6 protein-coding genes are annotated in these 16,753 nt (G+C 64.9%); 2 read left to right on the top strand and 4 right to left on the bottom strand.

Features of this window, described 5'->3' with window-relative positions; translation table 11 throughout:
* Positions 1–4: 4 nt before the first annotated feature.
* The 4 genes from OJ996_RS10250 to OJ996_RS10235 all read right to left on the bottom strand — a co-directional run bounded on the left by OJ996_RS10250 (position 5) and on the right by OJ996_RS10235 (position 5,679).
* The gene (locus OJ996_RS10250; RefSeq protein ID WP_264513462.1) at positions 5–1,522 is read right to left on the bottom strand and encodes a sugar transferase; all 1,518 of its coding nucleotides are present in this window, start codon (positions 1,520–1,522) and stop codon (positions 5–7) included.
* A gap of 99 nt (positions 1,523–1,621) precedes the next feature.
* Positions 1,622–3,835 (bottom strand): GumC family protein, encoded by a 2,214-nt coding sequence (locus OJ996_RS10245; RefSeq protein WP_264513461.1) that lies wholly within the window; start codon positions 3,833–3,835, stop codon positions 1,622–1,624.
* A 24-nt stretch (positions 3,836–3,859) separates the two neighbouring features.
* Complete coding sequence (locus tag OJ996_RS10240) at positions 3,860–4,453, bottom strand: polysaccharide biosynthesis/export family protein (RefSeq protein ID WP_264513460.1); 594 nt, start codon at positions 4,451–4,453, stop codon at positions 3,860–3,862.
* Positions 4,454–4,473: 20 nt separating this feature from the next.
* Positions 4,474–5,679 carry a porin family protein gene (locus tag OJ996_RS10235; RefSeq protein ID WP_264513459.1) on the bottom strand — a complete coding sequence of 402 codons (1,206 nt, stop codon included), beginning with the start codon at positions 5,677–5,679 and terminating at the stop codon, positions 4,474–4,476.
* A gap of 301 nt (positions 5,680–5,980) precedes the next feature.
* Here OJ996_RS10235 and OJ996_RS10230 point away from each other — a divergent pair, with 301 nt between their 5' ends.
* Both OJ996_RS10230 and OJ996_RS10225 read left to right on the top strand, forming a co-directional pair.
* Complete coding sequence (locus OJ996_RS10230; RefSeq protein ID WP_264513458.1) at positions 5,981–7,777, top strand: non-ribosomal peptide synthetase; 1,797 nt, start codon at positions 5,981–5,983, stop codon at positions 7,775–7,777.
* Between the two features lie 2 nt (positions 7,778–7,779).
* Positions 7,780–16,734 (top strand): non-ribosomal peptide synthetase/type I polyketide synthase, encoded by an 8,955-nt coding sequence (locus tag OJ996_RS10225; protein WP_264513457.1) that lies wholly within the window; start codon positions 7,780–7,782, stop codon positions 16,732–16,734.
* Positions 16,735–16,753 lie beyond the last annotated feature (19 nt).

Genomic DNA, 16,753 nt, shown 5'->3' with positions numbered 1-16,753 from the left:
TTCGCTAACAGGCTCCCTTGCGGTTGAAGAAGGTCATCACCATGATCTGGAGATCGAGGAAGAAGTTCCAGTTCTCGATATAATCGAGATCGAACTTCACCCGCTCGCGCAAACAGGTGTCGCCGCGCAGGCCGTTCACTTGGGCCCAACCGGTCACGCCGGGCTTGATGTTGTGGCGCACGTTGTAGTGCGGGATCTCTTCCTTGAAGCCTTCGATCAGCTCGGGGCGCTCGGGACGCGGGCCGACGAGGCTCATCTCGCCGCGGAGCACATTGAGGAACTGGGGCAGTTCATCGATGTTCCATTCGCGCATGAAGCTGCCGACCTTGAGGCGGCGCGGATCGTCCTTCACAGTCCAGCCGGGGGAGCCGGAGGCTTCCGCATCCAGCTTCATCGAGCGGATCTTCAGGATCTGGAAGGGGCGGCCGTTCAGACCGATGCGGCGCTGCTTGTAGAACACCGGCCCCTTGGACTCGAGCCAGACCATCAGGCAGAACGCCGTGATCACCGGGGCGAACAGGATAAGTCCCGCAATCGCGCCGACAATGTCGATGGCACGCTTCATCGCGTTGTTGAAGGCGTGGTGCAGCGGCAGCTTGCCGATACCGAGCACCGGCATGCCGTGGAAGTTCTCGATCTGCAGGCCGGAGACCAGGATCTGGAAGCAGCTCGGAACCAGCTTGAAGTCCACGAACTCCTTGCCGCAGGTCTCCGCGAGCAAGAGCATCTGGTGGCGGTCCATGCAGCCGTCCACCGCCATGATCAGGTCGGCACCGGAGCTGCGGACAATCTCACGGAAGGAATCATACCCGCCCAAGACCGGCACATCATCCGGAAGTTCGGCATCAAGCTTGCGGCCCGGGGGCAGGATCACGCCGTGCACCTTGATCTGGTGCGCACGGCCTTCGCTGAAGCGCTCGATCGCACGGCTGCACTCCTCGTTCCAGCCAACAAAAACCGCCTTCTGACGCAGCGCGACGGCGAAGGACTCGCGGCGCAGCACGCAGTAAAGGAACCAGCGCCAACCGCAGAGCAACGCCATCGCGATCACGGCACCGATCACGCAATAGGCGCGGCTGATGGCCGGATCGATCTTGAGAATCAGGGTGAGCCCGAGGAACCCGACAAGCCACAGCGCACAGGTCTTCACGATCACCGTGAAGGTGCGGCGGATGGCGAGATAGTTGCGCGGATCGTGCACGCGGAAGTTCGCGAGCATCACGAGCATGAGCAGCCCGCCGAAAATCACGTGACCGACATAGCCACGGAGGCTTACCGCCGGATCATCCACCCCGATGTGCTGGAGATTGCTCTCGAAGCGAATGAGGTACGCGAGCATCATCGCCACGAACACCACGGCGGCATCACCCAGGAAGCTGACAGCGACCAGCTTCTGGTGAGCTACCCAAGGGCGGTGGCGGTGGCGGAGCTCGTAAGAGCGCGGGATGAGATCATCCTGGGTTTCCGGGGACGACGACACGGGGGACGCCTCCTCGGACGGTGCGGGGGGAGCACAGTTCATGGTTCGGGGGGATAGGGGGATGTGGACCGGGGGATCCGATGACGACCGGGGGAGCCGTCATTGGTTTGAAAACTAGCAGAAAATGGGCCGGGGAATCCATTACGCGATCGGGGAGGTAGGGGCAGCCTCCTCACCCTTCACCGCGGGCCCATCCGCCACCGCCACACCGGAGCTTGAAAGCGCCGGATGGCTGACGGGGATGACAGGCTCGGGTGCGGAGTTTCCTTTGCCTCGGAATGAGTGCTCATTCCAGACAAATCCGATCAAATTTCCGCCCGACGAGCGAAGAAGTTCCGAGGTCTTCTTGAGATTCCTGCGATCGCTGGCGTCCTGCCGGACGATCAGACAGACGCGATCCGCGTAGCGGGAAACCGCGAGTGCATCGCTGACAGCCAACACCGGAGGACTGTCGATCACGACGGCGTCGAACCAGCGGTAGGCATCCTCCAGCAAGGCCGCAAAGCGGGTGCCGGAAAGAAGTTCAGCGGCATCGCCGCGGATGGGGCCGGATGACAGGAGGTAGAGATTCGGCAGGGCCGTGGGGAAGCAGGCGCTGGCGGGATCGCAATCGCCGGCGAGATAGGCCCCCAGCCCGCGGCCTTCGCCGTTCACGTGCTGGCGGCTCAAGCCCGGGCGCCGCATGTCGGCATCGAGCAGGAGCGTGCGCTGCCCTTGCATGGCCAGCGACGCGGCATAGTTCATGGCGCAGAGCGAGCGGCCCTCGCCGGGCACGGCGCTGGTGAAGAGCACGGTGCGGGCGCCCGGCTTGCCCGGCGCGGGAAGGAGGACGGCGCGCAGGCGGCGGAAAGCCTCCGCCTCGGAGGAGGCGGGATCGGAAAGGAGGACCATGTCCCCTTCCCTGCCCGGTTGCATGACCGGGAGGCTGGTGAGCAGTGGCGTGCCGGTGGCGCGGGCGGCATCGGCGGAATCCCGCACGCGGCCATCGCCGACTTCCAAGCCGACCATCAGGACCAGCCCGCCGAGCATGCCGGCGAAGGCGGCTACGGGGAAGAGGACCATCTTCACCGGCTTGGAGGCTTTCTCCGGAACAAGCGGCGGCTCGGCCCAAGTGATGGCGGACGCGGCGAGGGCGCCGGCGAGATTCGATTCGCGGAGACGCTTGTCCACAGAAGCATGAAGTTCGCGGGCAGCCTCGGCTTCGCGCTTGAGGCTGTCGAACTTGGCGCGGACGCCTTCGACGCCGACGGCGACCGTGCGGGCTTGGTCAACTTCGCCCTGGAGCTTGGCCTCGTTCTCCATGGCCACGTGGTAGCTTTTCTCGAGGGCTTCACCGGCGGAGCGGGAGGCTTCGGCGAGATCGGCTTTGAGAGTTTCGACTTCTTGCGCGACTTCCTTGTAACCCGGGTGCTTGTGGAGGTAGCGCTCTTTGACGCGGGAGAATTCCAACTCCTTGGCCTGCAATGCCCGGGCTTGGGCGAGCACTTCATCGGCGTAGGTGCTACGTCCGATTCCGGCTAGTGCGTCGGGATCCTCGGGGTCGAATTTCTTGAAGGCCTCGTATTCGGCTTCGAGGCGGAGGCGCTCGGACTTGGCTTGGGAGAGCTGGGTGTTGAGGTTGCCGAGCTGGCCGGAAACCGGGCCCGCACCTTCGCGCTCGTCGAGGCCGGGGACGGGGTGCTGCTCGCGGAAAGCCTGGAGACGGACTTCTGCGACGCCCATCTGCTCGCGGAGCTTCTGCTCCTCCTTCGCGAGCCCCTCGCCCATCTCCTTGGTAACAGTCTCGCGGCGCTCGCGGATCCACGCTTGATACTCAGTGACCAAGGATTCCACCAAGCGCTTGGCGCGGGCGGGATCGGTATCCTCCACGCTGATCGCCACCACGCGGGTGCCGCGCTTGAGCTCGACCCGGACGCGCTTCGAGAGCATGCCGATGACACCCTGCTCGGTGGTTCCCGGCGGGGCAAAGTCGGTGGCGGTGAGCAGGCCGTTTTCCTTCGCCACGCGCAGCAGCACGGCGGTGGAAACCATGTTGCCCTCGATGGTGCGGAGCTGTTCGAGGTCCTTGGTGTCCTGCTGAGTAAGTCCTTCGATGCGAAGCGGATCCGGCGCGTGACTGCTCACTTCCACCGAGCCGGTGGAGACATAGATCTTGGGCGCGCTCTTCACGTAGAGCCACATGGCCCCGACGGCGAGCAGCATGCCGAGGATCACGAGCCAGCCTCGGCGTATGATCACGCCAAGCAACCGACCCGGCTCCACCTTGGAGAGGTAGAGAGTGGGCTGAACGGTCGCCAGCTCCGCGTGAGGCGGCGAATTCGTCAGAAGATGTTCCGGTTTGCGGGGGGCAGCCATGGGGGGATATGGTCGGAGAAAGGATCAGAACAGGCTTTCGGGAACGGTTAGCACGTCGCCGTCCCGCAGCGGGATGTCCGCGGTCTTGCCGGAAGTGATGTCTTTCAGGTTGAGAATGCTCACCTGAGGCTTGCCTCCGGTATTACGCTTTAACGTGATTTTCTTCGTATTTGCGATGCGGGTCGCGCCGCCCGCCATGCCGATGGCCTCCACCACGGTCAGCTTGCGATTCGCCGGGAGTTCAAAGACGCCGGAGTTCTGGACCTGACCGAGCACGGTGATGCTGCGGCGGACGCGGGCCTCGATGCTGACACTGACCTGGGGATTCACGAGGAAGCCGTCCTTCAGCTTTGCGGTGATCGCGGCGGCGGCCTGATCGGTCGTGAGGCCGGCCATCTTCACCGCGCCGATCAGGGGCATGGTGATGGTGCCGTTCGGCGAAAGCTGGCCCATCGTGGTAAGCTCTTCCTCCCGGAAAACCCGGATCTCCACGGTATCCATGCTGCCGATCGTGCCCGACGCGCGGCCGCCTGCGGGAGCTTGGCCCGAGGCCCCGCCGGTCAGGGCGGCGAAAGCACCGATCATGGCGGCGATGATGAGGAAAAGCTTGATGTTCATGGCGGGGGACAGGGGTCGTATCAGAAGCGGTAGCCCATTTCCACCCCGGCGGAGTGGTTTTCATGGCCGAGGCCGGTCCGGTTCGAGTCGTTCTCCGAGTAGCGATAGAAGAGCCCCATGCTGAAATCGTCGGTCACGCGGTATTCGAGGGCGGGGCGGATGAAATGGATGCGGTCGACACGGCCCCCGGTGCTGTTTCCGGAGACGACCGAGTATTTAGCACGTTCCACGCCGCCCTCAACCCGAGCGGTCCAGTCGCTGCCAAGGCGCTGCGAGATGCCGAGCGCGGCACCAGTCTGGGTGTAGTTCTGGCCGGGGAGATAGGCGGATGCCTGCTCGCGGCGGTAGCCGGCGAGATAAACTTCCGTGCCCTCCTTCGGTTTCCAGCCGATCCGGCCCTCGACGACCGGCGAAGTCTCTGACCCGCGGTCGAAGCTGCGATGCTCACCACCCAGTTCAAGGTCCACGGCGATCTTCTCGCGTGGAGTCCACTCGATCCTGCCGGTGAGGCGCTGGACGGTCTGCTCCCCTGCCCCATCCACCTCGAAGCGCCCGGCCTTGTAGATCATGCCAAGGCGGGTCTTGGGCGAGTGGGTGTAGCGGAGAGCCAGCTCCCCGTAGTTGAGAGCGGAGTCGGCGTAGGACGAAGAATCGTAGGAGACGGATTCGCGGCCGCCTGCCAGCTCGACGCTGAGCTTCTCGCGGATCGACCAAGCCAAACGGACCTCGTTCGAGAACTCCGTGCGATCGGTGAGGGCGCCGGTATCGGCGGTGGCATCGCCCAACTGACGCGCGGCGCCTTTCCAAAAAATCGCGGTCTTCTTGCCACGCCAGCCGATGTCCCACTCGGCCACCTGGTCGAAGCGGCTGTTGTCGCTGTTGTCGGCATAAACCACGGCGGTCGGGCGATAGGCCACGCTCAGGTAGCCGCCCTCGCCGCTCACTTTATCGCCGCGGCGGTAGTGAATCGCGGGGGCCACCCGCATCACCAGATCGGCCTCCTTGCGGGAGGCGCTGAGATAGATATTATCGTCGTAGACGGCGGAAATGTTGACGCCCATCTCCAGCTCCTGCTGACGCGTCTCCCCGGCTTGAGGATCAAAAGGAGAGCCGGTCCGAGGCACGATGCGGCTGTCCAGCTCCCCGTCCAAACGGCCGGGTATCGCGGGCAGCACTTCCTCTCCCGACGCGGGAACCAAGGGGGCTGCCGACAACGCGGCAAGCATCCATGGTACCACCCGGGGGGTACGTGGGACTCTGGGGATCATTCCGTAAACAGCACGGCGATGTTAAAATTTTAGGTGGCATCCAACAAGGAATTTTTAGAATCTGCGCCGCTACGAAATCGCGTAATGCCCGATTTTGCGGTTCATGATAGAACAAGGAACGAATCACTTATCTGTTTGCGTAGCCGCTGCCGCATTCCGAAAACGAAATGACCGATCGGCCGACAAGCCCCGCCCCGCCCTTGTTAGCGCCCCCGAATTTTTTCTAATTTCCCCCTCATCTCCCCGTCGCCCCCACAGCATGACCGCCGCCCCCCAGCAGCTGGAAGCTCTCCTGCCCGACCGTCTACTCGCCGCCTTCGAGGCGCGCGCCGTGCGTAATCCCGACGAGACCGCAGTTATCGCCGGCACCCGCTCGATCAGCGCGGGCGAGCTTGAAGCCCGTGCCAACGCGCTCGCGAAGAAGCTCCAAGAACTCGGGGCCGGGCCCGGCCGCTACATCGGGATCGGCTTGGACCGCTCGATCGAACTGATCGTGGCGCTGCTGGCCGTGGTGAAGTCCGGGGCCGCGTACGTGCCGCTCGATCCCGCCTACCCCGCCGAAAGACTGGAGCACATGATCGCCTCCGCCGGGCTGGAGATCGTGATCAGCCGCGAGGATCTCGGAGCACGCTTCCCTGCCCCGCAGGTGCTCGCGATCTCCGAGGAGGCGAAGGGTGATGCAGCCCCGGTGCGCAGCTACGCGACGCCTGACGATCCGCTCTACGCCATCTTCACCTCCGGCTCGACCGGAAAACCGAAGGCAGCCGCCGTCTTCCGCCGCGGCTTCGCCAACCTGCTCGAATGGTATGCCCATGAGTTGAACCTCGGCGCGAGCGACCGGACGCTGGTGATCAGCTCGCCGAGCTTCGACCTGACGCAGAAGAACTTCTTCGCCCCGCTGCTGAGCGGTGGCGTGCTGGTGTTGGATGACTACGGAACCTACGACATCTCCCGTATCAACGGGCTGATCCGGCAACACGGCATCACCCTGATCAACTGCACGCCGAGCGCCTTCTATCCACTGGTTGAAACGGACGCGACCGCGCTGATCTCGCTGCGATTCGCGGTGCTGGGCGGTGAACCGATCTCGATCCCGCGCCTGCGCTCGTGGCTTGAATCCGGCGCGGCGGAGGTGGTGAACACCTACGGTCCGACCGAGTGCACGGACATCTGCGCCTTCTACCGCCTGCACGGCCGGAACCTCGATGCCTTCGGTTTCGTGCCGCTGGGTCATGAGATCCCGAACGTGACGGTGACCATCCGCGACGAAGATCTGGCGATCGTGCCGGATGGCGAACTGGGTGAGCTCTGCATCGGCGGAGCCGGCCTCGGCGGCGGCTATCTGAATGACCCGGAGAGGACAGCGAAGGCCTTCGCGCTGGCAGGCGGAATCTATCGCAGCGGCGATCTGGCCCGCCGCCTGCCCTGCGGAACTTTGGAATTCCGAGGCCGCGCCGATCATCAGGTGAAGGTGAACGGCTTCCGGATCGAACTCGGGGAAATCGAACTGGCACTGGCCAGTCACGAGTCCGTGGTGGAGGCGGTGGTGATCGCGAAGGACGGACGGCTGACGGCACACGTCCAAGGTGCGCCCGCGGACCTGAAAGCGCATCTAGCCACCACGCTGCCGGCCTACATGATCCCCGGCGAATTCATTCAGCGCGAAAGCTTTCCCCTCACCCCGAACGGCAAGATCGACCGGCTGGCCTTGGCCGCAGAGGAGCGATCCACTCCAGAAACGGCGATCTCCACCGACACGTGGGAAGGCCGCGTTCTCCAGCTCTGGAGCGAGATCCTGGGCCAAGCGGTTTCCGATCCCGAGGCGAACTTCTTCGATCTGGGCGGCACCTCGATCCACTTGGCGGTGGTGCATGTGCGCCTGCGCGAGATGAGCGGCAAGGATCTGGCGATCACCGATCTCTTCGCCCGCCCGAGCGCGAAGTCCCTGGCCGAATTCCTTTCCCCCCAAGCCGCTGCCAGCAGCTCCGCCGCCCAAGACCGGGCGAGGCTGCAACAAGCCGGACTCGCCCGCTTCCGCCGCCCTTCCCCCCGCTAACGATGAACGACGAACTCCCCCCGCCCGAAGCGATCGCCGTGATCGGCATGTCCGGACGTTTTCCCGGCGCTGCCAACCCCGATGAGTTCTGGCAGAACCTGATCGCAGGCAAGGACTGCATCACGCGCTTCGACAGCCGCACGGATCAGGACGGGGCGAAATACGTCGGGGCCCGTAGCACGCTGGAAAAGCCGGACCTGTTCGATGCAGGTTTCTTCGGGATTTATCCGAAGGAAGCGGAGCTGATGGACCCGCAGCACCGGATCTTCCTCGAGTGTGCATGGGAAGCGATCGAGCACGGCGGCTACGATCCGCATGCCTACCCGGGCATGATCGGCGTGTATGCCGGGCTGAGCCTGAATACCTATCTGCTGCACAACCTGGGCAAGGCCAAGGAACTGGCGAAGAACTATCAGGTAGCCGAGTACCAGACGATGCTCGGCAACGACAAGGACTTCATGCCGGTGCGGGTGAGCTACAAGCTGAACCTCCGCGGGCCGAGCATGACGGTGCAGACCGCCTGCTCCACCTCGCTGGTGGCGATCTGCCAGGCGGCCACCTCGCTGCTGACCTACCAGTGCGACATGGCGCTGGCGGGCGGTGTATCGATCAGCTTCCCGCAGCAGCGCGACTACCTCTACACCGAGGAAGGCATGGTCTCCGGCGATGGCAAGGTGCGCGCCTTCGACGAGAAGGCGAACGGCACGGTCTTCGGCCATGGCTGCGGCGTGGTGCTGCTCAAGCGCCTGAGCGAAGCGGTGGCGGATCGCGATCCGATCCTGGCCGTGATCAAGGGCTGGGCAGTGAACAACGACGGCTCCGACAAGATCGGCTTCGCCGCACCCGGCCTGAACGCACAGGCCGAGGTGATCGCGCTGGCGCAAGCTTCGGCCGGCGTGAGCCCGCAGGAGGTTTCCTACATCGAGGCGCACGGCACCGGCACCCCGCTGGGTGATCCGATCGAAATCGCAGCGCTAACGAAGGCATTCCGTGATGGCGGTGCGGTCGGCAACGGCTACTGCGCGATCGGCACCGGCAAGACGCACATCGGCCATCTGGACGTGGCGGCGGGCGTGACGGGGCTGATCAAGACGATCCAGCAATTCCGCCACGGGAAGATCCCGGCGCTGCTACACTTCAGCGCGCCGAATCCGCGGATCGATTTTTCTAACAGCCCCCTCGCCCCGGTGGCGGAAGAGAAGGCATGGGAACGCAATGGCACACCGCGAATCGCGGGTGTGAGCGCCTTCGGCGTGGGCGGCACCAATGCGCACGTGGTGATGGAAGAGGCTCCGGAGATCGCTCCGACGAGTGAGGGAAGGAAGCAGCAGTTGCTGGTGCTCTCGGCGAAGACGGCGACGGCGCTGGAGGCGATGTCCGCGAATCTGGCGGGACACCTGAATCCGGAGATCTCATTGTCCGACGTGGCCTACACGCTGGCGACGGGTCGCAAGGCATTCCCCTTCCGCAGGCAGCTGGTGGCAGCGAGCGTGGAGGAAGCGATCGCGAAGCTGCGCGAACCGGTGAAGTCCGCCGCAGCCGCGAAGCCGGCAAAGGTGGCATTCCTCTTCCCCGGCCAAGGCTCGCAGTATCTCAACATGGGCCGCGAGTTGCTGGGGGAAGCCGCCTTCCGCGATGCAGTGGACGAGTGCGCGGCGATCCTGCAGCGACATCTGGATCTGGATATCCGCGAGACACTTTATCCCGGCGAGGAGGAGCAAGCTGCCGCGGAAGAACGCATTCACCAAACCTGGCTGACACAGCCCTGCATCTTCGTAACGGAGTATGCGCTGGCGAGGCTGTGGATCTCCTGGGGCATCACGCCCTCGCTGTTGATCGGTCACAGCATCGGCGAGTACGTCGCCGCGGTGCTGGCCGGAACATTCACCCTGCCGGATGCGCTGGCCCTGCTGGCAACGCGGGCGCGCTTCATGCAGGATCTACCCTCCGGGGCGATGCTGGCGGTGCGCCAAGGCGCGGACGAGTTGGTGCTGCCCGAGGGAATCCATCTGGCGGCGATCAACAGCCCGAAGCTCTGCACGGTATCCGGCTCGCATGAAGCGGTGGCGGCCTTCCAAAGCGAGCTAGAGGACAAGAAGATCGCCTGCCGGGCGTTGAAGACCTCGCACGCCTTCCACTCCGCGATGATGGAGCCAATCGTGGAGCCATTCACCGCGGAGGCGGCGAAGGTGCGCGCGAATGCCCCGGCAATCCCGTGGATCTCCACCTGCACGGGCAAGGCGATGGACGCGGCAACGCTGGCCGACCCGGGCTACTGGGCACGGCAACTGCGCCACGAGGTGCGCTTTACCGATGCACTGGCAACGGCCTTCGCGGAAGAGGGACTGATCTTGTTAGAGGTTGGTCCCGGACAAGCACTTGCGCCCTTCGCGCGCCAGCATCCGGACAAGAAGGCGAGCACGGTAATCTCCACGCTGCCCTCAGCCTCCGCGGATCTGGCCGACCTGCTGAACGCCGCGGGCGAGCTGTGGAAGACCGGATGTGCTCCGGACTGGAACACTTTCTTTGCCAGGCAAGAGCGTGCCCGCCTGCATCTCCCGACCTACCCCTTCGAGCGACAGAGCTACTGGATCGACAAGTCCGGCGAGCCCGATGCCGCTGCTGCTCCGGCTGCCGTGCCCGCGGCTGCCGCTCCTGTTCTCCCCCTCTCCACTCCTCCCCCTGCCATGTCTGCCCCCGCCGACCGCACTCCCGATCTCGCCACGAAACTCCGCGCCATCGTCCTGGATCTGTCCGGGGTGGCGGTGGAGGATGATGCCGCCACCTTCACGGAACTCGGCTTCGATTCGCTGTTCCTCACCCAAGCGAGCCAAGCGGTCCAATCGCGCTTCGGGGTGAAGGTGACCTTCCGCCAGATGCTGGGCGAGCTGTCCTCCGTGGTGGCACTGGCCAAGCATCTGGCTGCCGAAATGCCCGCCGATGCCGCGCCTTTGACTACGACTCCCGTAGTAGCGGCAGCACCGGTGGCCGTTCTGCCGGGCATGAGCGCGCCGGTCAACGGCAGCTCGACCATCGAGCAACTGATGGCGAATCAGATCCACCTGATGCAGGCGCTGCTGGAGAACCAGCGCGCGGCAAACGGGGCGGTGGCCCCGGCGCGGAGCGAAGCGGCGACGAGCCAACTGCCCGCGGTGAAATGGCCCGAGGGCCATAGCCGCAATGTCTCCGCCAATACGCGATTCGGCCCCTACAAGCCGATCGACAAGGGTGAGAACGGCGGACTGACCGCGACGCAGCAGAAGGCGCTGGACGAACTGATCGCGCGCTATGTGCGCAAGACGGCCTCCTCGAAGGCCTACACGGCGGAACACCGTGATCACTACGCGGACCCGCGTGCGGTCTCCGGCTTCAAGTCGCTGTGGAAGGAGATGGTCTATCCGATCGTGTCCGCCCGCTCCAAAGGCGCGAAGATCTGGGACCTGGACGGGAACGAGTATGTCGATATCACGATGGGATTCGGGACCTACTTCTTCGGCCACTCTCCGGACTGGCTGATCGAGGCGGTGGAGAAGCAGCTCAAGACGGGCATCGAGATCGGGCCGCAATCGCCGATCGCGGGCAAGCTGGCGAAAGCGATCTGCGAGCTGACCCGGATGGATCGCGCGACCTTCTGCAACACCGGCTCCGAAGCGGTGATGGCCGCGATGCGCCTCTCGCGGACGATCACGGGCCGGACACGGATCGCTTACTTCACGGGCGACTACCACGGCATGTTCGAGGAAGTGCTGGTGCGCGGCGCGTGGGTGGACGGTGTCTACAAGGCGCAGCCGATCGCGCCGGGCATCCCGCAATCGCTGGTGGAGAACATGCTGGTGCTGGACTACGCGGACCCGGCCTCGCTGGAGATCCTGCGGGCGCATGCGCATGAACTGGCAGCGGTGATGGTGGAGCCGGTGCAGAGCCGGGCCCCGGGACTGCAGCCGCGCGAGTTCATGCACGAGGTGCGGGCGATCACGAAGGCATCCGGCACGGCGCTGATCTTCGATGAAGTAGTGACAGGCTTCCGCTGCCATCCCGGCGGGGCGCAGGCCTACTTCGGGATCGAGGCGGACATGGCGACCTACGGCAAGGTGATCGGCGGAGGCATGCCGATCGGCGTGCTGGCCGGAAAGCGTGAATACATGGACGCGCTGGACGGCGGTGCCTGGAACTACGGCGACGATAGCTTCCCGGAGGTGGGGGTGACCTTCTTCGCAGGCACCTTCGTGCGGCATCCGCTGGCGCTGGCCGCGGCATGGCGCGTGGTGGAGCACCTGAAGGGCGAAGGCCCACGCCTGCAGATCGAGGTGACGGAGCGGGTGGAGCGCCTGTGCCGGACCCTGAACGAGTATTTCGCGACGATCGGCGTGCCGATCCGCTTGCCGCACTTCAGCGCCTACGCGGTGATCGAACATGCGGCGGACCTGAAACATGCGAGCCTGCTGTGGTACTTCCTGCGCGAGCGCGGGGTGCACGTGTGGGAGGGACGTCCGCTCTACTTCACGACGGCCCATGGCGACGAGGACTTCGACCGGATCATCCGCGGCTTCACGGAAGCGGTGGCGGACATGCAGGCGGCTGGATTCCTGCCGGCATCGACGGTGGTCTGCGATGCGCCGAGCGTCTTCCCGCGCCGCGATGTCTCTCCGACGACGGAGGCGCAGCGCGAGATCTTCCACTCGCTGATGATGGGCGACGAAGCGAACTGCTCCTACAACGAATCAAACGTGATCCGCTTCGAGGGCGGGCTGGATACCGCGGCGCTGCGTGCGGCGCTGCTCGATCTGGTGGTGCGCCACCCGGCACTGCGCAGCACCTTCAGCGAAGATGGCCAGCAGCAGATCTTCCACGCCGCCCCACGCGAACTGGAAATCGCGGAGCACGACTTCTCCGCGCTGACGCCGGATGTGCGCGGCATGCACTGGTCGCAAGCGCGCGAAGAGGAGGCGCGCTCGCCCTTCAAACTGACGGAAGGTCCGCTGCTGCGCCTACAACTGGCGCGACTGTCCGCAGACACGCACGAGCTACTTTTCACCGCACATCACCTGGTGTGCGACGGCTGGTCCTTCGGCATGATCCTGATGGAGCTGGCGGAGGCCTACAACGCCCGCAAGGCCGAGCGGCTGCCGATGCTGCCGCCAGCGATGTCCTTCGCCGACTACGCGCGACTGGAGGTCTCTAACAAGGACTCCGCGGAGCGTGTGGCGGCGGAGAGCTTCTGGGTGGCGAAATTTGAAAGCGGAGCGCCGGTGCTGGAGCTGCCGACGGATCGCCCGCGCCCGCAGCTGAAGACCTATGCCGGCGCGATGGAGGCGATCACGCTGGATGCGGACCGCTATTCACGACTGAAGAAGGCCTCGCCGAAACTAGGCGGCACCTTGTTTGCAACCTTGCTCGGAACCTTTGCGACCCTGCTGCATCGCCTGACAGGCCAAGAGGATCTGGTGATCGGCGTGCCTGCCGCGGGACAGACTCGGGTGGGCCGCGATGAGCTGGTGGGCCATTGCCTGAACTTCCTGCCGCTGCGCCTGAACGCCGCAGCGGAGCGACCCTTCCGCGCCTTCGCCGCCGAGGTGAAGGAGCAGGTGCTGGAGGCCTACGATTACCAGGACTACACCTTCGGCAGCCTGCTGAAGAAGCTGACCCTGCCGCGAGACACGAGCCGGTTGCCGCTGGTGACGGTGATGTTCAACATCGACAAGTCCGGTGCGGATCGCATCGCCTTCGACGGGCTGAGCTTCGACGTGGAGACGAACCCGAAGCGCCACGTAAACTTCGATCTCTTCTTCAACCTCGTGCAGACGGACGAGCGGATGATCGTGGAGTGCGAGTATAACACCGATCTGCACGATGCAGCGACGATCCGGCGCTGGCTCGGCTGCTTCGAGCAACTGATCGAGAGCGCGATCGCGAATGGCGATGCGGCGCTGCAAGCCCTGCCGATCCTGACTCCGGAGGAAGGCGCGCGGGTGCTGGGCGAATGGAATGCGACCGAACGCGAGTATCCGCGCGAGGCGACGCTGGATTGCCTGGTGTCATCGATCGCGGGCCGGGTGCCGGAGAAGACGGCGCTGCGCTGCGGCGGGCAGGCGCTGAACTACTCGCAACTGGAACTGCGCGCGACGGCGATCGCGGCACGCCTGCAGAACGCGGGAGTGAAGCGCGGCGATCTGGTGGGCATCCATCTGGAGCGCTCGACCGACATGGTCGCGGGCTTGCTGGCGATCTTGAAGTGCGGTGCGGCCTATGTGCCCATGGACCCGAGCTTCCCGGCGGAGCGGCTGGCCTTCATGGTGGAGGATGCGCACATGCCGGTGATCCTCTCGCAGACCTCGCTGCACCGCGAGCTGCCTTCCTCGCAGGCGGTGGTGCTGCTGAGCGATGAGATCCCGGGCTCCGCGACGGGCTTCGTGGCGGTGGAAAAATCCGCGGAAGATACGGCCTATGTGATCTTCACTTCCGGCTCGACCGGCCGGCCGAAGGGGGTGCGCGTGCCGCACCGTGCGGTAGTGAACTTCCTGAACTCGATGCGCCGCGAGCCTGGTCTCGCGCCGGACGATGTGCTGCTGGCGGTGACGACGCTGTCCTTCGACATCGCGGGGCTGGAGATCTTCCTGCCGCTGAGCACGGGTGCGGAGACGGTGATCGCCACGCGCGACACGGTGATCGACGGCAACCGCCTGGCGGATGAGATCAACCGCCACGGGATCAAGGTGCTGCAGGCGACGCCCTCGACCTGGAGGCTGCTGTTAGAAGCAGGCTGGACGGGCAAGGAGGGCTTCAAGGCCTTGGTCGGCGGTGAAGCCGTGCCGCGGGATCTGGTGGATCGCCTGGCGCCGATCTGTGGCGAGGTTTGGAATGTCTATGGCCCGACGGAGACGACGATCTGGTCGACGACCGCGCAGGTCTTCGCCGGTGAGGGTCCGGTGCTGATCGGCAGCCCGATCGATAACACGCAGGTGTATATCGTGAATGCGGCGATGCAGCCGCAGCCGGTGGGAATCGCCGGGGAGCTTTTGATCGGCGGTGATGGTCTGGCGCAGGGTTACCATGAGCGGCCTGATCTGACGGCGGACCGCTTCGTGAGCACCGCGCTGCAAGGCGGGAAGCTCTATCGTACGGGCGATCTGGCGCGCTGGTTGCCGGATGGCAGCATCGAGTGCCTGGGGCGCATGGATCACCAGGTGAAGGTGCGTGGTTTCCGGATCGAGCTGGGTGACATCGAGACGCATCTCTCCGCGCACCCTGCGGTGGCGCAGGCGGTGGCGCATGTGCAGGATGGCCGTTTGGTTGCCTACGTGCGCCCCGGCAATTCCGGTGAAGGCGACGGCACCGCGCTGTGGCAGGACCAGTGGGATCTGCTCTACAAGTCCGCGATCGATCAATCCGGCGGCGGCAAGCTGGACCGCTTGGACTCGGTGATCGCCGGTTGGGCGGGAGCCACGGACATCGATGCGCAGGTGGTGGAGTGGATCGACATGACGGCGAACCGGCTGCGGAAGTACGGCCCGCGTCGTATTTTCGAGATCGGCTGCGGCACCGGCCAGATCCTCTCGCGCTTCGCGACAGAGACGGAGTGCTACTGGGCGGCGGACATTTCCGAGGTGGCCATCGCGGCCCTGAAGCAGGAGCTGAACTATCCGCACGTGAAGCTGTTCCATCGCCCGGCGGACGACTTCTCGGACATTCCCGAGCAGTATTTCGACACGGTGGTGATCAACTCGGTGGCGCAGTATTTCCCGCACTCTGATTATCTGGTGCGCGTGCTGCAAGGGGCGGCGCGCACGCTGAAGCCGGGCGGGAGGATCTTCCTAGGCGACATCCAGAGCAACGCTTTGCTGGCGGCACATCATGCGGAGATCCTGCGCGAGCGGGCTCCGGATGGCACGAGCTGCGGGCAACTGCGCGAGAAGATCGCGCAGCGTTTGGCGCGCGAAACGGAGCTTTCGATCGATCCGGCTTGGTTCGACCGTGTGGATATCCCGGGGTTGGCGCATGTCGAAATCCAGCTCCGTCGCGGGCGGATGGCGAACGAGACGACGACTTACCATTACGATGTGATCTTGCATATCGGCGAGAAGCCGGCGGTGCAGGTGGTGACGAAGTGGCGGCAGTGGGAGCGGCTGAATCTGGAGCAGCTGGAAGCGATCCTGGCGGAGTGTCCGGATGAGCTGGCGATCGCGGGCATTCCGGATGTGCGGCTGAATTCGCCGCTGGGTTTCCTGCGGGCCCTGGAGCATTCGCCGGAGCATGGTCCCCTGCCCTTCGCGCCGGGAGTGCCCGGAAATGCCCTATCGGCGGAGGCGCTCTTCGCGGTGGCGGAGGCGACGGGTTATCGTGCTCATGTCCGCTGGCGTGGGAATGGCACGGCGGGCCTGATTGATGCGATCTTCCTGCCGATCGGCAGCGGGGCTTTCCCGCTGTGGCCGATCCAGTCGACGCCTGCTCCGCTGGCGAACGTGCCGCATCATGAGAAGCCTTCGGGTCCCGGTGGAGAGCTACCAGCGGCGCTACGGAAGCATCTGGCGGCGAAGCTGCCGGATTACATGGTGCCGACCTCCTTCGTGGTGCTGGAGAGCTTCCCGCTGACGCCGAATGGCAAGGTGGACCGCAAGGCGCTGCCGGCTCCGGGCGAGCAGATGGAGAGCAGCGGTCGTGACATCGCGGCGCCGAAGAACGAAACCGAGCGGCAGTTGGTGGAGATTTGGAAGCAGGTACTGGGGCTGCGCGAGATCGGCACGGGTGACGACATCTTCGAGCTCGGCGGCGACTCGATCCTGATTTTCCAGATCAGCACGCGGGCCACGCGGGCGGGGCTGGGGCTGACGCCGGCGCAGATCTTCCGGCATCGGAACATCTCGGCGATTGCGGCGGACCTGACGGCAGAACCCGAACCAGCTCCGGCGGCGGCGACCATCCAGCGCGTCAACCGCGACGCTTATCGCCGGAAGCTTTGAACTCCATGCTACCTTCACC

Source organism: Luteolibacter rhizosphaerae, assembly GCF_025950095.1.
Taxonomy (GTDB): Bacteria; Verrucomicrobiota; Verrucomicrobiia; order Verrucomicrobiales; family Akkermansiaceae; genus Haloferula; species Haloferula rhizosphaerae.
Note: the sequence above shows the minus strand (reverse complement) of the source record. Positions and strands in the feature narration are given on the sequence as shown.